The organism is Gordonia shandongensis DSM 45094 (assembly GCF_000423025.1).
GTDB classification, from domain to species: Bacteria; Actinomycetota; Actinomycetes; order Mycobacteriales; family Mycobacteriaceae; genus Gordonia; species Gordonia shandongensis.
On the sequence record NZ_AUHE01000001.1, the window covers coordinates 403,314 to 424,080 of the forward strand.

Annotated in this window: 22 protein-coding genes; 7 read left to right on the plus strand and 15 right to left on the minus strand. The window is 70.4% G+C overall.

Annotated elements, in window-relative coordinates; genetic code table 11:
* Window positions 1–21: 21 nt before the first annotated feature.
* The 3 genes from purT to G528_RS0102115 are packed head-to-tail and all read right to left on the minus strand — an operon-like array spanning window position 22 to window position 4,326.
* Window positions 22–1,416, minus strand: a complete 1,395-nt coding sequence (gene purT / locus G528_RS16100) for a formate-dependent phosphoribosylglycinamide formyltransferase (RefSeq protein WP_156890323.1) — start codon at window positions 1,414–1,416, stop codon at window positions 22–24.
* A gap of 10 nt (window positions 1,417–1,426) precedes the next feature.
* Window positions 1,427–3,022, minus strand: coding sequence for an adenylate/guanylate cyclase domain-containing protein (locus G528_RS0102110; RefSeq protein WP_026917530.1), 1,596 nt, complete (start codon window positions 3,020–3,022; stop codon window positions 1,427–1,429).
* A gap of 17 nt (window positions 3,023–3,039) precedes the next feature.
* Window positions 3,040–4,326, minus strand: a complete 1,287-nt coding sequence (locus G528_RS0102115) for an adenylosuccinate synthase (protein WP_026917531.1) — start codon at window positions 4,324–4,326, stop codon at window positions 3,040–3,042.
* Window positions 4,327–4,408: 82 nt separating this feature from the next.
* Between G528_RS0102115 and G528_RS0102120 the strand changes: the two genes are divergently transcribed.
* Together G528_RS0102120 and G528_RS0102125 are read left to right on the plus strand one after the other, a co-directional pair.
* On the plus strand, window positions 4,409–5,044 hold the full coding sequence (locus G528_RS0102120) for a hypothetical protein (protein ID WP_051198176.1): 636 nt from the start codon (window positions 4,409–4,411) through the stop codon (window positions 5,042–5,044).
* Window positions 5,041–5,817, plus strand: a complete 777-nt coding sequence (locus G528_RS0102125) for a site-2 protease family protein (RefSeq protein ID WP_026917533.1) — start codon at window positions 5,041–5,043, stop codon at window positions 5,815–5,817. The genes G528_RS0102120 and G528_RS0102125 overlap by 4 nt, the downstream gene beginning before the upstream one ends.
* Here the strand turns inward: G528_RS0102125 and G528_RS16105 are convergent.
* The 4 genes from G528_RS16105 to G528_RS0102145 all read right to left on the minus strand — a co-directional run bounded on the left by G528_RS16105 (window position 5,801) and on the right by G528_RS0102145 (window position 9,021).
* The gene (locus G528_RS16105; protein WP_051198177.1) at window positions 5,801–6,352 is read right to left on the minus strand and encodes a polysaccharide deacetylase family protein; all 552 of its coding nucleotides are present in this window, start codon (window positions 6,350–6,352) and stop codon (window positions 5,801–5,803) included. The genes G528_RS0102125 and G528_RS16105 overlap by 17 nt on opposite strands.
* 79 nt (window positions 6,353–6,431) lie before the next feature.
* The gene (locus G528_RS0102135; protein ID WP_026917534.1) at window positions 6,432–7,376 is read right to left on the minus strand and encodes a cation diffusion facilitator family transporter; all 945 of its coding nucleotides are present in this window, start codon (window positions 7,374–7,376) and stop codon (window positions 6,432–6,434) included.
* A 62-nt stretch (window positions 7,377–7,438) separates the two neighbouring features.
* Entirely contained in the window at window positions 7,439–8,566 is a 1,128-nt protein-coding gene (locus G528_RS0102140) for an FUSC family protein (RefSeq protein ID WP_026917535.1), read from the minus strand.
* An 11-nt stretch (window positions 8,567–8,577) separates the two neighbouring features.
* The gene (locus G528_RS0102145; RefSeq protein WP_026917536.1) at window positions 8,578–9,021 is read right to left on the minus strand and encodes a DUF3151 domain-containing protein; all 444 of its coding nucleotides are present in this window, start codon (window positions 9,019–9,021) and stop codon (window positions 8,578–8,580) included.
* A 118-nt stretch (window positions 9,022–9,139) separates the two neighbouring features.
* Here G528_RS0102145 and G528_RS0102150 point away from each other — a divergent pair, with 118 nt between their 5' ends.
* The gene (locus tag G528_RS0102150; protein ID WP_026917537.1) at window positions 9,140–10,375 is read left to right on the plus strand and encodes an Rv0361 family membrane protein; all 1,236 of its coding nucleotides are present in this window, start codon (window positions 9,140–9,142) and stop codon (window positions 10,373–10,375) included.
* 103 nt (window positions 10,376–10,478) lie between these two features.
* Here the strand turns inward: G528_RS0102150 and fbaA are convergent, their stop codons facing one another.
* Window positions 10,479–11,519, minus strand: coding sequence for a class II fructose-bisphosphate aldolase (gene fbaA, locus G528_RS0102155; protein WP_281170324.1), 1,041 nt, complete (start codon window positions 11,517–11,519; stop codon window positions 10,479–10,481).
* A gap of 141 nt (window positions 11,520–11,660) precedes the next feature.
* On the opposite strand from fbaA, the gene G528_RS0102160 reads away from it, so the two are divergent.
* On the plus strand, window positions 11,661–12,386 hold the full coding sequence (locus tag G528_RS0102160; protein WP_026917539.1) for a DedA family protein: 726 nt from the start codon (window positions 11,661–11,663) through the stop codon (window positions 12,384–12,386).
* A 22-nt stretch (window positions 12,387–12,408) separates the two neighbouring features.
* Here G528_RS0102160 and G528_RS0102165 read toward each other — a convergent pair whose 3' ends face one another.
* From G528_RS0102165 to G528_RS0102175, 3 genes are read right to left on the minus strand one after another with little or no spacing between them, the layout of a single operon-like run.
* On the minus strand, window positions 12,409–13,113 hold the full coding sequence (locus tag G528_RS0102165) for a TrmH family RNA methyltransferase (protein WP_245569644.1): 705 nt from the start codon (window positions 13,111–13,113) through the stop codon (window positions 12,409–12,411).
* Complete coding sequence (locus tag G528_RS0102170) at window positions 13,106–13,660, minus strand: orotate phosphoribosyltransferase (RefSeq protein ID WP_026917541.1); 555 nt, start codon at window positions 13,658–13,660, stop codon at window positions 13,106–13,108. The genes G528_RS0102165 and G528_RS0102170 overlap by 8 nt, the downstream gene beginning before the upstream one ends.
* A gap of 58 nt (window positions 13,661–13,718) precedes the next feature.
* Window positions 13,719–14,723 carry a type III secretion system chaperone family protein gene (locus G528_RS0102175; protein WP_026917542.1) on the minus strand — a complete coding sequence of 335 codons (1,005 nt, stop codon included), beginning with the start codon at window positions 14,721–14,723 and terminating at the stop codon, window positions 13,719–13,721.
* A gap of 68 nt (window positions 14,724–14,791) precedes the next feature.
* Here G528_RS0102175 and G528_RS0102180 point away from each other — a divergent pair, with 68 nt between their 5' ends.
* Window positions 14,792–15,994, plus strand: coding sequence for a M20 family metallopeptidase (locus G528_RS0102180; protein WP_026917543.1), 1,203 nt, complete (start codon window positions 14,792–14,794; stop codon window positions 15,992–15,994).
* Between the two features lie 66 nt (window positions 15,995–16,060).
* Here the strand turns inward: G528_RS0102180 and G528_RS0102185 are convergent, their stop codons facing one another.
* The 4 genes from G528_RS0102185 to G528_RS0102200 all read right to left on the minus strand — a co-directional run bounded on the left by G528_RS0102185 (window position 16,061) and on the right by G528_RS0102200 (window position 18,715).
* Window positions 16,061–16,456 (minus strand): PPOX class F420-dependent oxidoreductase, encoded by a 396-nt coding sequence (locus G528_RS0102185; RefSeq protein WP_035718538.1) that lies wholly within the window; start codon window positions 16,454–16,456, stop codon window positions 16,061–16,063.
* A 137-nt stretch (window positions 16,457–16,593) separates the two neighbouring features.
* Window positions 16,594–17,181: a TetR/AcrR family transcriptional regulator gene (locus G528_RS0102190; protein ID WP_026917544.1), complete on the minus strand. Its 588-nt coding sequence runs from the start codon at window positions 17,179–17,181 to the stop codon at window positions 16,594–16,596.
* Window positions 17,178–17,948, minus strand: coding sequence for an ABC transporter permease (locus tag G528_RS0102195; protein WP_051198179.1), 771 nt, complete (start codon window positions 17,946–17,948; stop codon window positions 17,178–17,180). Before G528_RS0102195 ends, G528_RS0102190 begins: the two co-directional genes overlap by 4 nt.
* 17 nt (window positions 17,949–17,965) lie before the next feature.
* The gene (locus tag G528_RS0102200) at window positions 17,966–18,715 is read right to left on the minus strand and encodes an ABC transporter ATP-binding protein (RefSeq protein ID WP_084637975.1); all 750 of its coding nucleotides are present in this window, start codon (window positions 18,713–18,715) and stop codon (window positions 17,966–17,968) included.
* 62 nt (window positions 18,716–18,777) lie between these two features.
* Between G528_RS0102200 and G528_RS0102205 the strand changes: the two genes are divergently transcribed.
* On the plus strand, window positions 18,778–19,428 hold the full coding sequence (locus G528_RS0102205; protein WP_026917547.1) for an NAD(P)H-binding protein: 651 nt from the start codon (window positions 18,778–18,780) through the stop codon (window positions 19,426–19,428).
* A gap of 251 nt (window positions 19,429–19,679) precedes the next feature.
* Window positions 19,680–20,726, plus strand: a complete 1,047-nt coding sequence (locus tag G528_RS17965; RefSeq protein WP_051198180.1) for a helix-turn-helix transcriptional regulator — start codon at window positions 19,680–19,682, stop codon at window positions 20,724–20,726.
* The last annotated feature ends 41 nt before the right edge of the window (window positions 20,727–20,767 follow it).

A 20,767-nucleotide genomic window follows, 5' to 3' on the forward strand; every position in this document is an offset into this window, starting at 1 on the left:
CACCCCCAGCGCGCACACGATCTACCGCGCCGGTCGATCGGGGAGCCGCGTGAGCTGCGTCGGCGCCTCGTCGGCGGCACCGCCGACGTCATCACCGTCCACGGCACCGGTCGCCGCGCCGCTGCCGTTCGCGCCGCTGCCGTTCGCACCGCCGACGCGGATCGCATCGGTGGCGGTGTCGTCGCCGACCTCATCGGACCGCAGGGGCACGATCGCGGCCGCCGCGCGCTTGGCCTTCTCCCGCGCCGCATCGGTGGTCGGCGCCGTCGCCACCGCCACGCCCATCCGCCGCCGCGCGAAACTCTCCGGTTTTCCGAACAACCGCAGGTCGACGTCCGGGTCGGCCAACGCCTCCGCGGCACCCGAGTAGGCGATCGCCGGCGCATCATGGCGGCCGTAGATCACCGCCGACGCACCCGGCGCCACCGCCGCCACCGTCACCGGCAGCCCCAGCACCGCGCGCGCATGCAATTCGAACTCCGAAAGCCGCTGCGAGGCCATCGTCACCAGCCCGGTGTCGTGCGGGCGGGGACTGACCTCCGAGAAATACACCTCGTCGCCCTTGACGAACAGCTCCACACCGAACACCCCGCGGCCGCTGAGCCCGCCGGTGCCCATCGCGCCGACGATGCGCGCCGCGATCGACCGCGCGATGTCGTAGGCCTCCGGGCTCATCGGCTGCGGCTGCCAACTCTCGACGTAATCGCCGCCGTCCTGCAGATGCCCGATCGGATCACAGAAGTACGTCGCCAACCGGCCCGTCGCCGGATCGACGGCCCGCACCGTCAGCAACGTGATCTCGTAATCGAACTCCACGAACCCCTCGAGGATCACCCGATCATTCGTCACCCGGGCACCCGTCCGCGCCGCCTCCCACGCCGCATCCACATCCGTCGGACCACGCAGCACCGTCTGCCCCTTGCCCGACGACGACATCACCGGCTTCATCACGCACGGGAAACCGACGCCGATCGCCGCCGACCGAGCCTCCTCCAACGAGCCGGCGAACAGATACGGCGACGTCGGCAACCCCAACTCCTCGTCGGCGAGCCGCCGGATCCGTTCACGATCGAGCGTCGCCGAGACCGCCTTCGCACTCGGAATCACCTCTGCGATCCCCTGCGCCTCCACCTGTTCGAGCGCGTCGGTGGCGATCGCCTCGATCTCCGGCAACACATAGTGCGGCCGATGCCTCTCGATCACCGCGCGCACAGCCGCCGGATCGGTCATGTCGATCACTTCGCTGTGGTGGGCCACCTGGTGGGCGGGCGCGTTCTCGTACCGGTCCACCGCGATCACCTCCACGCCGAGACGCTGGAGCGCGATCGTCACCTCCTTGCCGAGTTCACCCGAACCGAGGAGCAGCGCCTTCACCGCGGTCGGGCTCAACGGCGTCCCGATCACCTGTGCAACCATGCGCCCGAGTCTACGGGGACGGTTCGACGGCGTCGGTCGCACGATCGGCGACCGGAGTGAAGATCGTCGTCTGCTCCTTGCGGCCCCGCAGCACCGTCGCCGTCCGCTCCCGCCAGCGGGACGCCTCGTCGGCGTCGGCCGCAGCCACCGCGCGCCCCGACGCGAACGGCAGATGCGGGGCGTCCTTCGCGGCCTCCGAAAGGCGAGCGCCCTCGTTCACCGGGTCGCCGATGACGGTGAACTCGAACCGCTGGATGGCTCCGATGTTCCCGGCGACCACCGGCCCGTAGCTCACGCCGATACCGGCGGCCAGTTCGGCGACCTCCCGGCCGAGACGTTCGGAGATCCGACGGCCCGCCGCCAACGCGGCACCGGCCGGGTCGTCGAGGTGCAGCGGCGCACCGAAGATCGCCAGCACCGCGTCGCCCTCGAACTTGTTGACCAGCCCCCGCTGCTCCTCGACCTCCTCGACGATCACCTGGAAGAACCGGTTGAGCAGGCCGACCACCTCGGTCGGACTGTGCTCGATCGCCAACGTCGTGGACCCGATGACGTCGACGAACACCACGGCCACCGTCTGCTCGGTACCGCCGAGTTCGGGGTCCTGACGCAGCGCTGCGGCCGCCACGTCGCGGCCCACATGCCGGCCGAAGATGTCGCGCATCCGTTCCTGCTCGCGCAGACCGCCGACCATCGTGTTGAACCCGTGCTGCAACGCCCCCAACTCGGAGGCGTCGTACACGACGAGGTCGACGCGGGGACTCACGTCGCCGTCGCGGACCTTGTTCATCGCGGCCTGCACATTGCGGATGGGGCCGGTGACGTCCCACGAGAACAGGAACATCACCAGCAGCCCGACCACCACCGCGATCACCACGAGCACCGTCACCGACACCAGCAGCGCCGTCCGCGTCATCTGACCGCCGACCGTGCCGAACAGCATGACGATGAAGATGCCCGCCAACGGCACCCCCGTCCCCACCAGCCACGCGTTGAGCGCACGAGTGCGCACCGAACTGCTGCGGACCGTGAGACCGGCCTCCAGGATGCGGGCGTACACCGGCCGCAGGATCACGTCGACGAACACGTTGACGATCGCGATCACCACCAGACCGCTGCCCGACGTGATCAGGACGGCCTTCGGGACGAGCGCCACATCCACCGTGCCGTACCAGGCGCCGACCATCACCACGGCGCCCGCCCACAGCAACCCCTGCAATGCGGTGAGCTTCCGGCGCGCCCACACGGTGCGCCGCACGTCGGCGCGCGTCGGCGGATCGTCGTACTGCGCCCACTTGAGGGAGCGGACCGTGGTCACCGTCCCGATCACCACGCCGAACACGAGCGCGCACACGATGTAGACGGGCAACCCGACGAAGTTCGCCCACACCAGGTCGCGGCGCAGGAACGACGGGTCGGGGATGCCGACCAGCGCGAGGGTCAACGAGATCGCGATGCCGATCAGCTGAGCGATCACGATCGTGGAGGTGAGCAGCAGCTGGATGCGGATCCGCTGCTTGCGCGGACTGTCGTCGGCGGAACCGAGCAACGTGGAGCCGTAGTCACGGCTCAACCGGACCCGCGGCCACCCCCTGTCGCGACTCATGGCATTACGCTAACCCGTCACACGATCTCGCGGCGGACGATGGTCTGCTCACGGCCCGGCCCCACACCGATGCACGACATGTGGGCGCCCGACAGCTCTTCGAGGCGAAGGATGTAGTCCTGCGCGTTGGCCGGCAGCTCGGCGAAGTCGCGGCATCCCGAGATGTCCTCCGACCAGCCGGGCAGCGTCTCGAAGATCGGCTTCGCGTGGTGGATGCCCGTCTGCGTCATCGGCCACTCCTCGACGCGCTCACCGTCGACCTCGTAGGCCACGCACACGGGGATCTCCTCGATCCCCGACAGGACGTCGAGTTTGGTGAGGAAGTAGTCGGTGATGCCGTTCACGCGCGTCGCGTAACGGGCGATGACGGCGTCGAACCAGCCGCAGCGCCGCGAGCGGCCGGTGGTCACACCGACCTCGCCGCCGGTCACCGCGAGGTATTCGCCCCACTCGTCGAACAGTTCCGTGGGGAACGGACCCTCGCCGACGCGCGTCGTGTACGCCTTGAGGATGCCGAGCACCGTGGTGATGCGCGTCGGGCCGATCCCGGATCCGACCGCGGCGCCGCCGGCCGTCGGATTCGACGAGGTGACGTACGGGTAGGTGCCGTGGTCGACGTCGAGGAGGGTGCCCTGCGAACCTTCGAGCAGCACCGTCTCACCGCGTTCGAGCGCCTTGTTCAGCAGGAGCTGGGTGTCGGCGATGCGGTGTTTGAATCCTTCGGCCAATTCGAGGGTCTCGTCGACGACCTGCGCCGGGTCGAGACCCTTGCGGTTGTAGATCTTGGTGAGGATCTGGTTCTTGATCTCCAGTGCCGCCTCGACCTTCTGGGCGAGGATCTTCTCGTCCAGCACGTCGGCCACGCGGACGCCGACGCGGGCGATCTTGTCCTGGTAGCAGGGGCCGATGCCGCGGCCGGTGGTGCCGATCTTGGAGTTGCCGAGGAACCGCTCGGTGACCTTGTCGATCGCCACGTGGTACGGCATCAGCAGGTGGGCGTCGGCGGAGAGCATCAGCGACGACGTGTCGACGCCGCGCTCCTCGAGACCCTTCAGTTCGTCGAGCAGCACGCTGGGGTCGACGACCACACCGTTGGCGATCACGTTGTTGACGCCCGGCGTGAGGATCCCCGACGGGATCAGGTGCAGCGCGAACTGCTCGCCGTTCGGCAGGACGACGGTGTGTCCCGCATTGTTCCCGCCCTGGTAGCGGACCACCCACTGCAGCTGTCCGCCCAGCAGATCCGTCGCCTTACCCTTGCCTTCGTCGCCCCACTGGGCGCCGATGAGCACAATCGCAGCCATAGTCCGGTGCTCCTCCTAACGTGCCCACCCTACTGTGTCGCCTCCGCCTCGGAGGCTTCGCACCGCGTATACCCTTGTCGACGTGCCCCACCAGCTCATCGACGCCCGCCCCGGCGACGAGAACCCGACGTCCCTGGCCCGCCGGGTGGCCGGCCTCATCGACGACCCGACCGTCACCCGGCTGATCGTGGCGCCTGCCGCCGACGGCCCGATGCCGCCCGACGCCTTCTTCTCGGCGGTGGTGTCGGCGGTGATGAAACTCGAACGCCTCGATGTGGAGATCGGCTATGTCGCCCCCGAGCGGACACCGGCGACCGGCGTGTACGGCCTGTCGCACGGTGCGTCGGCCCGCGAGACCGCCATCAGCGGGACGGCGCGCCCGCTGCCGTTGATCCGCGACGACGCCGCCGTCGTCCTCGTCGGCCGTGCCCGTCATCTCGGCGCCCACGGGGAGAAGCTGCACGGTGAGACGATCGTCGATTCGGAGCGGATCGTCGACGGGACGGCGAAGGCCGTCGAGATCGAGCCGATGACCGATGAGCCCGGGGTGCGCGGCCGGGCGGCGCGTCTTCTGCCGGGCGGCTGGCGTGCCGGCCGGGCGGTGCAGACCGGCGGCACCAATCTCGTCGTCGAACGCGAGGGTGTGCTCACCGACCGTGTCGTGAAGCGCTCCACGTTTTACCGCCATCACGAGGACTGGCTGCTGGTGACGCCGTGACGACGCCGACGTCGACCGCCCTCAAGTCGATCCGTCCCGGACCGGTGTTCCTCGGTCTGTGCGTGGCCGTGATCGCCGGCGGCTACCTGTTGGCGTCGTCGGGCAGTGACCGCACTGCGACTGCGATCGGCGGCGCGATCCTGTTCGTCCTCGGCGGGTGGGTGATCTCGGTGGCGTTGCACGAGTTCGCGCACGCGTTCACCGCGTTCCGGTACGGCGACCGGTCGGTGGAGATCCGCGGATACCTGACGCTCAATCCGCTCAAGTACACCCATCCCGGGTTGTCGATCGGATTGCCGCTGCTGATCGTGGCGCTCGGCGGCATCGGTTTCCCCGGCGGGGCCGTATATCTGAACACCGCCGCGTTCTCCCGGCGGCAGCGGACGGCGGTGAGCCTGGCCGGTCCGGCGACCAACCTCGTCATCGGCGCGGTGCTGCTGGTGGTCTTGGCCGTCACCGATCCGGCAGGCGTCGCGAACCTGTACGCGGCCACGGCATTCCTCGCGTTCCTGCAGATCACCGCGACGATCCTCAACCTCATCCCCGTCCCGGGATTCGACGGCTACAACGCCATCGAGCCGTACCTGTCGTATGAGACGCGGGCGACCGCCGCGAAGATCGCCCCCTACGGGTTCCTCATCGTCTTCCTGCTGCTGTTCGTCCCGCAGCTCAACGCCCTGTTCTTCGACGCCGTGTACGCCGTCATCGACGCCGCCGGCGTCGCCCCGGGGGCCGTCGGCTACGGCCTCGGGCTGTTCACCTTCTGGCGATAGGACGCTGGAAGTAGTCGTCGAGGGTCAGCATGTTGAGGCGACGCTCGGTGACGATCTCCTGAAGCTCCCCGAATACGCGGGTGACGGGCGCGTGGTTGGCGTGCCCGATCACGATGCGCTGGGCGCGCAGATAGCGGCGAGCCATCGCCATCAGGTATTTCTCGGTGATCACCCCGGAGTCCGACAGCGATCCGTCCCAGAGCACCGGGACGGTGTACCCGAGATCGGCGGCGATGCGGTCGACGGCCGCATCGCGGTATCCGAACGGTGGGCGAAAGTACGGGGCGGACTCCACGCCGAAGTCGTTGCGCAGGAACCGGCGGGTCCGTTCGAGTTCGTCGGTGACGCCGCGCGCCGTCAACGAGGTGAGTGCCGGATGGGTCCACGTGTGGTTCGGCCGGGAAGCCGATCGATCGCGCCGTGCGGAGCGGGCGTCTTGTACGCCGGGAGGCGCGGCGTCAGTGCCTTCGGCGCCGCAGCCGTCGTCGGGTGCGGCGTCGAACCGCCCGACGGCCCGGATTCCTGTGCTCCGCACCCGGTCAGCAACGCTGCCGAACCCGTCGTGATGAGACCGAGGAACGTGCGCCTGTCCACCCCCGCCAGAATAGCGCGATCTACCAGGTCAGGCTTTCGCAGCGCCCCTCGCCGCCGGGTCGTTCCACCTGGACTGTGGCGTGGTCGAGGCCGTGCGCGGAGAAGACCCGCTGGGCGGCGGTGAGAGCGTCGCAGTGATCGCCCGAACTGGTCACGTGCACGCTGGCGACGTCCATCCCGGTGGTCACCGACCAGACGTGCAGGTCGTGCACGTCCTGGACTTCCGGCAGCTCTTCGAGTTCGGCGCGCAGCTCCGAGAGGTCGACGTGCTCGGGCGCCTGCTGGTTGAGGATCTTGAGGGCGTCGAGCGCCAGCCGCACGGCCCGCGGCACCACCCACAGGGCGATGAGGACGGCCACGATCACGTCGGCGTACCCCCACCCGGTGGTGAGGGCGACGACGCCCGCGACGAGAACACCCACGCTGCCGACGGCGTCGGCCAACACCTCCAGGTAGGCGCCGCGGATCGCGAGCGACGAGTCGGAGTCGGCGCGCAGCAGCAGCATCACCACCACGTTGGCCGCCAACCCGAGGAGGGCCACCACGATCATCGGACCGCCCGGCACCTCCGGGTCGTCGCCGAGCCGCCGGATCGCCTCGATGAGAACGAAGGCGCCGACCCCCAACAGCAGCACGGCGTTGAGGACGGCGGTGAACACCTCGGCGCGGTACCACCCGAAACTGCGGCCGTCGGTGACCCGGCCGTGCCGCGCCAACAGCAGCGCCGTCATCCCCATCGAGAGCGCCACCAGGTCGGTGAGCATGTGACCGGCGTCGGCCACCAGGGCCAGCGACCCGAAGAGCAGGCCCGCAGTCAGCTCGACGACGAAGAACGTGCCGATGAGCCCGAGCGAGACGGCCAGGGGCCAGAGGCGACGGCGCGCGCCGTCGGGGCGGGCCAGATCGGCCGCGGTGGGCCCGTGGCTGTGCCCGGCATGCCCGTCGTGGTCGTGAGTGGTACCCATGACCTCAATATATGCGACTGTTCGCATATGTCAATACGGGTGCTCCCCGAGCGACGCGCCCGTCACCGATTGAGGTGCAACTGCGCGATCGCCGACGACCGCTTGAGGCCGGCGACCATCAACTGATCCACCAGCAGCGACCGCAGCTCCACCAGCAGTGCGGCCTCCGAGATGTCGTCCACATCGTCGGCCAGGGACGTCCGCGCCTTACGGACCACCGACCGCACCCGGCGCGCGGCGTCCGCCTGATCGGGTTCGCGGCCCGGCGCCGCGAGCATCATGCGCCGCAACAGCTCGAACGACTCCCCGATATCCCGAACCAATTCGATGATCGGCTGCTCCACCGCCACCCCGCGCTGCGTGAGCCCGAGGGCACGGCGCGTGATGATCCGGAAATTGCGCATCGCATTGTCGATCGGCTCCGCCGTCGCCGCAATGGTGCGCAGCCGGTCGCGCGACGCCCAATACAGCGGCGACAACGTGCCGACTTCACGACCGGCCAACACATCGTTGTGCATCGTGTCGATCGCCGGCTGCGTCCCGCGCCCCTTGTCGAGCACCCGCGCCACCGCGTCCTCGTCACGAGCGTCGAGCGCCTCCGCGAGATCAGCCGACAGATCACGCAACGTCTGCAACACGCCCGCCGCATCGCGCCGCGCACGGCGCGCCGGATTCACCGGCACCAACGCGCCCACCGCCAAACCGATGAGACCACCGATCAACGCGTCGACCGCACGCATCGGGCCCGCCGCATTCCCCGGCGGCAACAACGTGGCCACCAGGACCGCCGACGACGCCGCCTGCGTCGGAATCATCGGCCCCTTGTCGGCGAACACCGCCACCGCCATCGTGACCGCGACGACGATGCTGATCTGCCAGGCGCCCGACCCGATGCGGGCGATCACCAGGTCGCCGACGAGGATCCCCAGCGACACCCCGGCGATCAACTCCACCGACCGCCGCCAGCGCCGCGCCAACGACAAACCGAGCGACGCGACCGCCGCGATCGGCGCGAAGAACGGCCGCGGATGATCGAGAAGGTCGAACGCGACGAACCACGCCAACCCCGCAGCGATCGCACACTGCGCGATCGGCACCAGCGACAACCGCAGCCGACGGACACGCACCCGCACCGGCGGCGGCAGATCCGCGACGATCCGAGAGGCACGCTCCCGGATCGTCGCGTTCACAGACCCTCGATTCAGTCGAGACCCAGTTCGCGGATCGCGACCGGGTCGCTGTCGTTGAGCAGGTCGAGGCACCGAAGGTACTCGTCCTCCTCACCGACCGCCTTCGCGGCACGCGCCAACGAACCCACGCACCGCAGGAAACCGCGGTTCTCCTCATGGCTCCACGGCACCGGGCCGAAACCCTTCCACCCGTTACGCCGCAACTGGTCGAGGCCACGGTGGTAACCGGTCCGCGCATAGGCGTACGCCGCCACCACCCGCGCCAGGTCGGGTTCGGCGCCGTCGAGCGCCCCGTCGAGCGACGCCTCGGCGAGATGCGCCCACGCGATCGACGCCGACGGGTGGGCCGCCGCAACGGCCGACGGTTCGACGCCGTTCAACAGATCCGACTCGGCGTCGTCGTCACCGGGCAGCAGTGTGGGCGGGGGTCCGAGCAAGTCTCCGAATGAAGTCACGACCTCATTCAATCACTCGAAGGCCGTCCTCCGACGAGGCTCGGCGCCCGACAGTCCTATATCCTGACGCTGCGCGTGTCTTCACGCACCAGTCCCGCGAGCATTGGAACTTGAGTAGATGTCTGATTCTGACAAGGACACTTCGTCAGCCGTCGACAAGGCCGTCGACGCCTTCCGCGCACGGCGCGAGCAGGGCAAGTCCGATTCCGGCGCTGCCGACGCGACGTCGACCGAGAGCGCCGACACGTCGGCGGAGCAGTCCGACGAGTCGTCCACCGACAAGCCGACTCCGGTCACCAAGCTCGAGAAGAGCCAGACCCCCGAACCGCAGGGCGGCTCGTCGGAGAGCCCGACCCGCGCGTTCGCGGTGCCGACCGAGGTCGCCGCCGCCGCGGCTGCCGCCTCGGGCGAGAAGTCAGCCGACAAGACCGACGCCCCCGGCGACACCACCGGCAACGACGCCACCGACAGCGACACCGCCGACAGCGACGCCGGGACCGCCGACCTGGTGGAGGAGAACGTCGTGGGCGACCCCGTCCGGGGTCAGGCCGCCGCCGCGCCGAACGCCGAGTCGGACGCCGCGCAGAAGGCCGACCTCGTGGAGGAGTCCGTCACGACGGCCGACGACCCGTCGTCCGCCCCCACCGAGCAGATCTCCGCCCAGGAGGTCGCCGCCGCCGCGGGCGCAGCGAACACCGAACAGCCGGCCCCGGAACCGACCACCTCAGAACCGCCCGCCTCGGAACCGCCCGCCTCGGAGCCGCCCGCTTCGGAGGCCCCCACCACCAAGATGACGGTGCCGCCCCAGGCCCAGCAGGCCCAGCAGGCGGCACCCCAGCAGGCCCCGCCCCAGCAGCCGCCCGCCGCCCCCGCGCCGCAGGACAAGCCGGCACCCGCGGTCGTCGCCGGCGACGACGGCGGCACGAGCGGCTCCAAACGCGGCAAGCTGATCGCCCTGCTCATCGCCGCCGTCGTGGTGATCGCGGCCGTCGCGGTCGCCCTGTGGTTCCTGCTCATCGGCAACGCGCCGGAAGACAAGGTCGCCGACGCCGCGAAGGACTACCAGAAGGCGATGAACGACGGCGACCTGCAGACGCTGCGCGACATCACCTGCGGTGAGAAGAACGAGTACTACGCCAACCTCTCGCAGGAGGACTTCGACCGCGCCTACGAGGCCCAGAAGTCGACCAACCAGCTGATGACGTTCGACGACGTCAAGGCCGTGAGCATCGACGGCGACGTCGCCCACGTGGGCGTGGACATCTACCACAGCGGTCAGCCCGAGGAGACCGTCCCCGCACAGATCACCCTGCACAAGTCGGGTGACGAGTGGAAGGTCTGCGAGAAGCCCTGACGGACTCCCGCCGCCGGGCGGACACCACCGGCACCGACGCGAAGGGCCGCCCCGATCGGGGCGGCCCTTCGTCATCGATCCCGCGGCGCGGGCGGCACGTCGATCAGGCGCTGATCGACTTGCCCTCCGAACCGAGGTCGTGGCAAGCCTCCACGACGCGCTCGGCCATCGCGCTCTCGGCCTTCTTCAGGTAGCTGCGGGGGTCGTAGACCTTCTTGTTGCCGACGTCGCCGTCGATCTTCAGCACACCGTCGTAGTTGCTGAACATGTGCGACGCCACCGGGCGGGTGAACGCGTACTGGGTGTCGGTGTCGACGTTCATCTTGATGACGCCGTAGCTCACGGCCTCCTCGATCTCACTGCGCGCCGACCCCGACCCGCCGTGGAACACGAAGTCGAACGGCTGCTCGCCCGCCGCGAGGCCGAGCTTGGCGACCGCGGCGTCCTGCCCCTGCTTGAGGATCTCGGGCCGCAGCTTCACGTTGCCCGGCTTGTAGACGCCGTGCACGTTGCCGAACGTCGCGGCCAGCAGGTAGCGGCCGTTCTCGCCGGTGCCGAGCGCCTCGACGGTCTTCTCGAAGTCGTCGATCGAGGTGTAGAGCTTCTCGTTGATCGCGTTCTCCACACCGTCCTCCTCGCCGCCGACCACGCCGATCTCGACCTCGAGGATGATGTTCGCCTCACGGGTCGCGGCGAGCAGTTCCTTGGCGATCTCGAGGTTCTCGTCGATCGGGATGGCCGAACCGTCCCACATGTGCGACTGGAACAGCGGGTTGCCGCCGTTCGCGACGCGTTCGCGCGAGATCTCGATGAGGGGGCGGACGAAGCCGTCGAGCTTGTCCTTCGGGCAGTGGTCGGTGTGCAGCGCGATGGTGACGCCGTACTTCTCGGCGACGACGTGCGCGAACTCGGCGAGCGCCACAGCGCCGGTCACCATGTCCTTGACGCCCAGGCCGGAACCGAATTCGGCACCGCCGGTGGAGAACTGGATGATGCCGTCACTTCCGGCGTCCGCGAATCCCTTGATGGCCGCATTGACGGTCTCCGACGACGTGCAGTTGATGGCCGGGAACGCGTAGCCGCCCTCCTTGGCCTTCGTCAGCATCTCGGCGTACTTCTCAGGGGTTGCGATTGGCATTCTCACGTCCTTGATCCGGTGGAGGTCGTCCACACTCGAAACGGGGTTCCCCCACAGTTTGCCAGGTCTCCCCCGACGCGGGGCCGGTCCCCTGCGAACAGGGTCGTTAAGGAGAATCGCAGGTTCCACCCGGTAGCATGTGGGCCTGTGATCGATTCTCTCCTGGCCGAGACCACCAGTGACGTCGCCGGCCTCATGCCCGGCTTCATGGATCCGTTCAACCTCATCGGGTACTTCGGACCGTTCGCACTGATCGGTCTGCTCGCCGTGGTCCTCATCGAGTCGGGTGTCCTGTTTCCGATCCTGCCGGGCGACTCCCTGCTGTTCGTCGCCGGTCTGATCGCCGCGGGCAGCCAGACGGGCGAGCACGCGCAGAAGGTCTCCGACGCGAACTTCAACCTGTGGATCCTCATGGTGTCGATCCCCATCGCGGCGATCATCGGCGGCCAGATCGGCTACCTGATCGGCCGCTACGCCGGGACGTCGATGTTCACGCCCGACGCCCGCTTCCTCAAACAGCGGTACATCGACGAGGCGCACGACTTCTTCGAGAAGCACGGCCCCATCACGATCTTCCTGGCGCGGTTCGTCCCGATCGTGCGGACCCTCGCCCCGATCACCGCCGGCGCCGCCCGCATGCGGTACTCGGTGTTCGTGATCTACAACGTGGTCGGCGCCATCGTCTGGGGTGCGGGCATCGTGCTGCTCGGGTTCTTCCTCGGCCAGTTCGAGATCGTGCAGAAGCTCATCGAGCCGATCTTCATCGCCATCGTGCTCGTCTCGGTGCTGCCGATGGTCTTCGAGTGGCTGCGTCGCCGCCGCAACGCGAAGAACGCGCCGGCGGACGCCGAGCCCGTCGCCGACGCCGAGTGACGCCGGGTCGGCGACGCCGACCTCACCAGGCGGTCGACGGATCGGCGTGCTGCGCCACCCAGGCGTGCATGACGATGCCCGCCGCGACACCCGCGTTGATGCTGCGGGTCGACCCGTACTGGGCGATGCACACCGTGAGGTCGGCCGCCGTCTGAGTGTCCGCGCTCACCCCCGGCCCCTCCTGCCCGAAGACGAGCACGCAGCGGCGCGGGAGCGCGATCCGCTCCACCGGCACGGCGCCGGGCGTGTTGTCGACAGCCACCACGGCCAGGCCCTCGTCGCGCGCCCACCTCGTGAGGTCCGCGACGTCCGGGTGATGCCGGAGATGCTGGTAACGGTCGGTGACCATCGCGCCGCGCCGATTCCACCGCCGACGGCCCACGATGTGGACCTCCGCGGCCAGGAAGGCGTTCGCCGTGCGGACCACCGTGCCGATGTTCGCGTCGTGCGCCCAGTTCTCGATGGCGACGTGGAACGCGTGGCGACGGGTGTCGAGATCGGCGACGATCGCCTCCCGACGCCAATAGCGGTAGGCGTCCACCACGTTGCGGCGGTCGCCCTCGGCCAGCAGTTCGGGATCGTAGCGGGGGTCGTCCGGCAGCGGGGTGCCGTGCTCGTCGAGCCACGGTCCGACGCCCACCGCGGGGCCGACGCCCGTCGTCCACTCGGTGGGACCCGCCGCGTCCCCGCCTCCCGCCTCGGGCTCCGGGATGTGCGGCTCAGGCAAGGCCGAGGTCGGCCAGGCCCAGCAGACTGCGGTACGGCACCCCGAGCGCGGTGATCACGTCGTCGGCGCCGGTGGCCCGGTCGACGACCGTCGCCACGCCCACCACCTCGGCGCCGGCCTCCCGGGCCGCCTGAACGGCCTGCGACGGCGACGCACCGGTGGTCGAGGTGTCCTCCACCACGAGGACGCGCCGACCGGCGATGTCCGGCCCCTCGATGCGCCGCTGCATCCCGTGGGTCTTGGCGGCCTTCCGCACCACGAAGGTGTCGATCGCACGGCCGGGCGCGTGCATGATCGACGTCGCGACGGGGTCGGCGCCGAGCGTCAGACCGCCGACCGACGTGTAATCCCAGTCGGCCGTCAGCTCACGCATGAGCGCGCCGATGAGCCGCGACGCCTCCGCGTGCAGTGTGGCGCGGCGCAGGTCGACGTAGTAGTCGGCGACGGCGCCCGAGGAGAGGGTCACCCGGCCGTGCACCACGGCGAGGTCGGCGACCAGCTCGGCGAGACGGGTCCGGTCGGCGGAGTTGACGGTGGATGCGGACATGCGTCACCAGCTTCTGTGATCTCGGGGCAGGGATCTCGGGTGTCAGGGATCTCGGGTGTCAGCGATCGCGCGGATCGCGCAGCGGCGGCAGATCCGGCGGCGCCGGACGGTCGCGCACCGGGCGTGCCGGACGGCGCGGCTCCATCACCGGCGGCTCGCCCTGCGGACGCGGCCGATCGACCGGCGGGCGGGGCGGCTCGGCGGGCGGGCGGTGCGTGGCATCGGCCGGCGGGCGGTGCGTGGCATCGGCGGGCGGGCGGGGCGTGGCATCGAGCAGCGACGGCCGCGACACGGGGCGGGGCGGCTCATCGTCGTCGAGCATCGCCTGCCGCGCCTGACGCTCCTGCATGCGGCGACGGCGCTCCTTATCCCGCAGCGACTCCGTCTTCTCGTCGGCCAGCTCCTCATTGGTCGGCCCGTGCGGGTCGCGCGGATCGGGCGCGTCCTGCGGCACCACCGCCGGCGGCAGCACGCGCAGCAGATCGGCGAAGCGCCGCACGGTGTCGAGAGCCAGATCGAGCTGATCGTCGTCCGTCGTCACCGGCATGGCGCCGAGCGCCCAGTTGCCCTCGTTCCACAGGATCTCGACGAACGCCGGCGTCTCGGTGGCCAGCGTGACCATCCGGCGATCGCAGATGCGGCGCGCGGCGTCGAGGTTGCTCGCGAACATCACCCGCGAACCCATCGCGCCGAGCAGATCGACGTCCTCCTCCGCGGGCGCCAGCACATCCTCGTGCCGCAGGTCGACGTGCACCGACGACGCCGACGGGCGCCGGACCGCGACGACGGTCGACGTGCCCTCGAGGTCGAACACGACCGCCTCGGCGTCCTCGTACAGGCCGTAGGCGACGTCGCGGACCCGGACGTGATCGGGAGCGTCCATACCGGCACGATGGAAGACGGTGCGGAGCTTGCTGTCCGTCTCCCGGAACTTGAAGGAATGCTTCTCGCCCCACACAGCACGCTGGTGGTGCACCTCCTGGGATCGATTCCGGTCGATCCACAGCAGCGCGCCCGCTCCCGCCAGGGCGAGCGCCGCAATCACGAAATACACAGTGGCCATCGGGCATAGCCTACTATCGAGCGCCGCCGGTTCGCCCGACGACCGACGCTCCTGACGAAAGGGATCCGATGAACACCCGATCGGCCGACGCCGCCTCCGCTCTCGGCGCACGGATCGATTCCGCCGCCATCGAGGCGCTGACCTGCGATTTGGTGGCGCAGCCGAGCATCAACCCGGGCGGCACCGAAGAGTCGACGGTGCAGGTCCTGGCGCGTGCGTGCCGCGACGCGGGGCTGACCGTCGAGGTGATCGAGGTGGCGCCCGGCCGGCCGAACCTCATCGCGACGGTCGACGCCGATGCGCCCGGGCCCGGCCTGATGCTCCTCGGCCACTCCGACGTGGTGCCCGCCGGCCCCGGCTGGACGGGCGATCCGTTCGCGCCCCGCCGCGACGGCGACCGCATCATCGGCCGCGGCACCGCCGACATGAAGGGCGGCATCGCGGCGGCGGTCGCCGCGATGAGCGCGCTCGCGCACGCCGGCGACGCGGGCGTCCGGCTCACCGGCCCGGTGCGGCTCGTGGTGACCGTCGACGAGGAGGAGCACGGCGCGGGGATGCGGCAGCTGGTCGAGAATCCGCCGCCCGGCGAGCATCTCGGGTGCATCGTCGCCGAACCGACGCGACTCCAGGTGGTCCGCGGCTGCCGCGGTGCGTCGTACTTCGACATCGAGGTCACCGGCCGCGCCGCGCATTCGGGACGCCCCAGCGACGGGGTGAGCGCCATCGACGCCGCGGCCGCCGTGATCGCCCTGATCGGCGACGACCAGCGTCGCATGGCCGCCGACCCCGACCCGCTGCTCGGTTTCGGCACCTGGAACGTGGGCACCATCAGCGGCGGTCAGGGCATCTCCGTGGTGGCCCCGACGTGTGCGATGGGCGTGGATCGCCGCCTCATGCCCGGCGAGGACGTCGACGAGATCGGCCGACGGTTGGCCGCCGACATCCGCGCGGCGGGCATCGACACCGGCGGCGTGGGGGTCAGCGTGACGCCGACGATGTATCTGCCGGGGTTCAAGACTCCCGAAGACCATCCGCTCGTGGCGGCGACCGCCCAGGCGGTCCGCGATGCGGGCGGAGCGACGAGTGTCGGCGGGTGGACCGCGGCGTGCGACGGCGGGTGGACCGCCACCGCCCTCGGCATTCCGACGGTCGTGATGGGTCCCGGCGACATCAACGGCCAGGCTCATCAACCCGACGAGTCGGTGCCGCTCTCCGAGCTCGTCACCGCGGCGCACGCCTACCTGCGGGCGGCGCTCACGCTGCTGACCTGATCGCCGCTACTCGTCGCCCGGCTACTCGGCGCCCGGCTGTTCGGCGACCGGTTGCCCGGCGACTGATCACCCGGCGACTGGGCGCACCCGGATGCCGATGGTCGACGCCGAGCCGCGCCGCAGCGCCGAACCGGTCACGATGAGCCGACCGAGGAGCCCGTACTTCTTGACGATGGCGCGCACCGCGGTCTCACGGTCGACGATCTCCCCGACACCGGGCACCTGCGGTCCGCCGGTCTTGCGGCCCCGGACGTCGCAGCGCTGCACCAGCACCCGCTCGTCACGGCGCAGACGTTTGACCTTCCACGAGTCGGTCACCGTCCACAGGAGCATGTCGTCACCGTCGGGCGCCGCCCACAGGGGCGCCGAGACGGGCGTGCCGTCCTTCTTGTAGGTGGTCAGCATGACGTACTGCGCGGCGGCGACCTGCGCGACCGTCGCCGTCTCGGGGGTTGGGGCCATGCGCCCGAGGATACGGACAGCCCCGAAGATACGGCCAGACCCGACGATCGGGTCCGCCGCAGCGAAAGCGGACCGCGGCGAAAGAGGACCGTGGCGAAAGAGGACCGTGGCGAAAGAGGACCGTGGCGAAGAGGCTCTCAGAGCTCGCCGGTGAGGTACCGCTGCACGCCGGGGGCGACGAGGCGCGCCGCCTCCGGCAGCGGCAGGCTCGCGAGCGGCTCCACCTCCACCACATACCGGATGAGGAAGAACCCGAGCATCTGCGTGGCGACCAGCGAGACGCGGAGACGCACATCGTCGTCGGCGCCGCCGAGCCGTTCGGCCAACGCCGCGAGGACGAGGTTCTCCAGGAAGCCGCGGATGACGCCCTGTTCGGGCGCCGCGAGCGTCGACTTGAGCAGGGCGACGGCCGCGTGCCGCAGGTCGCCCTCCCACAGCGCCCCCACGGTGAGCAGCAACTGCTCGCCCACCTCGTCGAGCGGCGTCTCGGCGAGCGGCGCCAAGACCTCGGCGGGGTCCACCGGGATCGCGACCGCCGCCAGGAACAGGTCTCGCTTGGTGCCGAAGTAGTGGTGGACCAACGCCGAGTCCACCCCCGCCTCCGCCGCGACCGCCCGCACCGACGTCCCGTCGAAACCCTTGCGGGCGAACAGTTCCGACGCCGCCGCCAGGATGGCGCCCCGAGTGTCGGGCGACCCGGGGCGGCGACCCGCCCGGCCGCTCACGGCGTCCGCCGATGCAGGGTCGCGGCCGCCAGCGCGAGCGCCGCCGCGATGCACGCGGCGACCACCCCGAGGTCGCGCCACATCAGTGCCGTCGCACCCGGGTGGGCCGCCACCTCCTGCAACGCCTGCACCGCATACGTCAGGGGCATCGCCGTCGAGAGCCCCTCCATCCAGCCGGGAAGCTGGTCGCGGGCCACGAACAGGCCGCAGAGGAACAGCTGCGGGATCACGACGATCGGCAGGAACTGCACGGCCTGGAACTCGGTCTGCGCGAAGGCGCTGCACAGCAGCCCGAGCCCCACCCCGAGCATGGCGTCGAGCATCGCGATGACGAACACCCACCCCACCGCGCCCTCGACGGTGAGACCCAGCAGCCAGTACGAGACTCCGACGGCGGCCACGGCCTGCACCGCGGCGACCACCGAGAACGCGACGCCGTACCCGGCGATCAGGTCGAGCCGACTGATCGGGGTGGTCAGGAGGCGTTCCAGCGTGCCCGACCGGCGTTCGCGGAGCATCGCGATCGACGTGAGCAGGAACATCGTCACGAACGGGAGGATGCCGAGCATCACGGTGCCGACGCGGTCGAAGGGCGCCGGCCCGCCCGGCGGATGCGGGATCTGCGAGAACATGAAGTACAGCAGCACCATCAGCACCACGGGAATGGCGAGGATGAGGGCGACGGTGCGCGGATCGGCCCGCAGCTGGCGCAGCACCCGCAGCGCCGTCGCCCCGACGAAGATCGGACGCACGCCGACCCCGCTCATGACCCCGCCTCGTTGATTCATGACCCCGCCTCGTTGATCAGCGCCAGGAAGGCGTCCTCCAGGTTCTCGCGCCCGGTGCGCGACCGGAGCCGCTCGGGCGTCAACTGCGCGACCACCCGGCCCTCCCGCATGAGGATCAGATCGTCGCAGTGGGCGGCCTCGTCCATCACATGACTCGAGACCAGCAGCGTCACGCCGTCGTCGGCCAGGGCGCGGAATCGTCGCCACAGGTCGGCGCGCAGCACGGGGTCGAGACCCACCGTCGGCTCGTCGAGGACCAGAAGCCGCGGTCGCGCCACCAGCGCGCATGCGATCGAGACGCGACTGCGCTGACCCCCGGACAGCGCCCCGGCCCGATGGTGGCGGCGTGAGCCGAGGTCGACGGCGTCGATGGCGGCATCCGCCCGGTCGACGCCCCCGACGAGGCGGGCGAAGTAGCGGACGTTCTGCTCCACCGTGAGGTCGGTGTACACCGATGCGGCCTGCGTCACGTATCCCACCGTTCCGCGCAGTTCGGGCGACCCGGCGGGACGGCCGAGGACCTCGACACGACCGGAGACCCGCCGTTGGGTGCCGACGACGGCCCGCATGAGGGTGGTCTTGCCGCAGCCCGAGGGGCCGAGGAGTCCGGTGACGGTGCCGCGCGGCACCGTCACCGAGACGTCGTCGACGGCGGTCACCGGGCCGCGGCGGACGCTCACGCCGCGGCACTCGATCGCCGGTCCCGTCGACGCCGACGGTAATTCACCATTCGATGAACTCATCATGTGGTGAATTAAACTCCCCGCGGCCGACCACTGTCAACACCCCGCCCCGGTACCGTCGATGCATGGCTGACATCACGATCATCGGCGGCCACGGCAAAGTGGCCCTCCTGCTCGCACCCCTGCTCATCGAGCGCGGCGACACCGTCCGCTCGGTGATCCGCGATCCCGACCACACCGCCGACGTGGAACGCACCGGCGCCGACGCCGTCGTCCTCGACGTCGAGAAGGCGTCGACCGACCGGATCGCCGAGGTGATCGCAGGCTCCGACGCCGTCGTGTTCAGCGCGGGCGCCGGCGGCGGCGACCCCGCCCGCACCCACGCCGTCGACCGCGACGCGGCGATCCGCACCATCGCAGCCGCGCAGTCGGCCGACGTCCGCCGATTCGTGATGGTCTCGTACCTCGGCGCCGGACCCGACCACGGGACACCGGAGGACAGCTCCTTCTTCCCGTACGCCGAGGCCAAGGCCGCCGCCGACACCGCCCTGCGGGACTCCGACCTCGACTGGACCGTCCTGATGCCGGGCCGGCTCACCCTCGACGAGCCCACCGGGTCCATCGACCCCGACGCCACCCGCGCCGCCGACAATCCCGGCACGTCCCGCGCCAACGTGGCCCTGGCGGCCGCCGCCGCACTCGCGTCGCCGTCGAGCATCCACCGCGACGTCCCCTTCACCGACGGGCCGGTCCCGATCGCCGACGCTCTCGGCTGAGACCCGGGCGATCCACCCGAACGACAGCCGCCGACGCGACCATCCCGAAAGTCCCGGTGCGACCGGACATTCCGGCGCAGGCCAATTCGGCCGCGGGTGGGGACATTCGGCCACCTATCAATTTTCTGACCTCTGCACCAGATATCCTGATCGCCGACGGGTCCGGGGAGAGTCGAGTCGTCGTAGGGGAAGAATGATCACCACCACGCAGTGCGTCCGCACCAGCCTGTTCGTGCCGACCCGGGGCCCGAATGCGTGAGCCGGCGGCGGACCCGACCGTCGTCGCGCCCGCCTCATTCGGATCCACGCTCCCCGACCAGATCCCGGCCATCGTCGTCGCCCACCTCGTGGAGGTCGCCGACGCCCGCGGCTGGCCCGTCGACGACTGGTTGACCGCCGCCGGCGTGCGGCGCAGCGAGATCGCCGACGCCACCGACCTCATCGAGCCCGCCCAGGCCGTATCGATCATCACCGCGGCCACCGCCGTCGACCCCACCCTGCCGCTCGGCTTCGAGGTCGGCGAACTGCGGCCCCGCATCTACTCCTTCGGCATGCTCGCCATCGCCATCGCGACCGCCGACACCGCCCGCGACGCCCTCGCCGTCGCCATGAGCCTGCAGCACAGCGGCGGAATCCTCCTCGATCTGAGCGCCCACGAAGACGGCGACCACGTCATCATCACCGCCCGCCACCACCCGGAACTCCCCCACCGGGTCGCGGTGTTCCTCAGCGAGGAGTACGTCTTCAGCGCCGTGTGCCTCGTCCGATCCGTGCTGCGCGACAACAGCTTCGCACTGACGCGCGCCGAATTCGGCTACCCGGCACCGGTCTACGCGGACGCCTACGCGGAGCACCTCGACTGCGAGATCCGCTTCGACGCGCCGGTCACCCGACTGATCGCGTCGGCCGAGATCCTGCACTCCCCCATGCCCGGACGCGACCCCAGCGTGCATGCCGCCGCCGTGGCCGCCTGCCGTCGGGTCGTCGGCGAGAAGTCCACCGGCGAACCGAGCGGCGACGACTACCGCCGCGCCGTCGAAGAACTGCTCCAGCGCGACCTCACCCGACCACTGACGATGACCGGACTGGCCCGCCAACTCGGGATCAGCGAACGCACCCTGCGTCGCCGCCTCGACGAGTCCGGCGAATCGTTCCGGAGCATCTTCACCCGCCTCCGCCGCGATCGGGCGACGCAGCTCCTCGCCGCCGGGCTCGCGATGCGCGACGTCGCCGCCGAGGTCGGCTTCCACGATCCGCGGGAGTTCCGCCGCGCCTACCGGCGGTGGACCGACGGCTGACCCCGGCCGGCCGGTGGACCCACCCCGCCGAGACGAGAACG

Bases quoted from the DNA above. Each gene is read 5' to 3' on its own strand.
- purT (WP_156890323.1), bottom strand. From the start codon at position 1,416: ATGGTTGCACAGGTGATCGGGACGCCGTTGAGCCCGACCGCGGTGAAG.
- G528_RS0102110 (WP_026917530.1), bottom strand. From the start codon at position 3,022: ATGAGTCGCGACAGGGGGTGGCCGCGGGTCCGGTTGAGCCGTGACTAC.
- G528_RS0102115 (WP_026917531.1), bottom strand. From the start codon at position 4,326: ATGGCTGCGATTGTGCTCATCGGCGCCCAGTGGGGCGACGAAGGCAAG.
- G528_RS0102135 (WP_026917534.1), bottom strand. From the start codon at position 7,376: ATGGGTACCACTCACGACCACGACGGGCATGCCGGGCACAGCCACGGG.
- G528_RS0102150 (WP_026917537.1), top strand. From the start codon at position 9,140: ATGTCTGATTCTGACAAGGACACTTCGTCAGCCGTCGACAAGGCCGTC.
- G528_RS0102170 (WP_026917541.1), bottom strand. From the start codon at position 13,660: ATGTCCGCATCCACCGTCAACTCCGCCGACCGGACCCGTCTCGCCGAG.
- G528_RS0102175 (WP_026917542.1), bottom strand. From the start codon at position 14,723: ATGGCCACTGTGTATTTCGTGATTGCGGCGCTCGCCCTGGCGGGAGCG.
- G528_RS0102180 (WP_026917543.1), top strand. From the start codon at position 14,792: ATGAACACCCGATCGGCCGACGCCGCCTCCGCTCTCGGCGCACGGATC.
- G528_RS0102185 (WP_035718538.1), bottom strand. From the start codon at position 16,456: ATGGCCCCAACCCCCGAGACGGCGACGGTCGCGCAGGTCGCCGCCGCG.
- G528_RS0102195 (WP_051198179.1), bottom strand. From the start codon at position 17,948: ATGAGCGGGGTCGGCGTGCGTCCGATCTTCGTCGGGGCGACGGCGCTG.
- G528_RS0102200 (WP_084637975.1), bottom strand. From the start codon at position 18,715: ATGATGAGTTCATCGAATGGTGAATTACCGTCGGCGTCGACGGGACCG.
- G528_RS0102205 (WP_026917547.1), top strand. From the start codon at position 18,778: ATGGCTGACATCACGATCATCGGCGGCCACGGCAAAGTGGCCCTCCTG.
- G528_RS17965 (WP_051198180.1), top strand. From the start codon at position 19,680: ATGCGTGAGCCGGCGGCGGACCCGACCGTCGTCGCGCCCGCCTCATTC.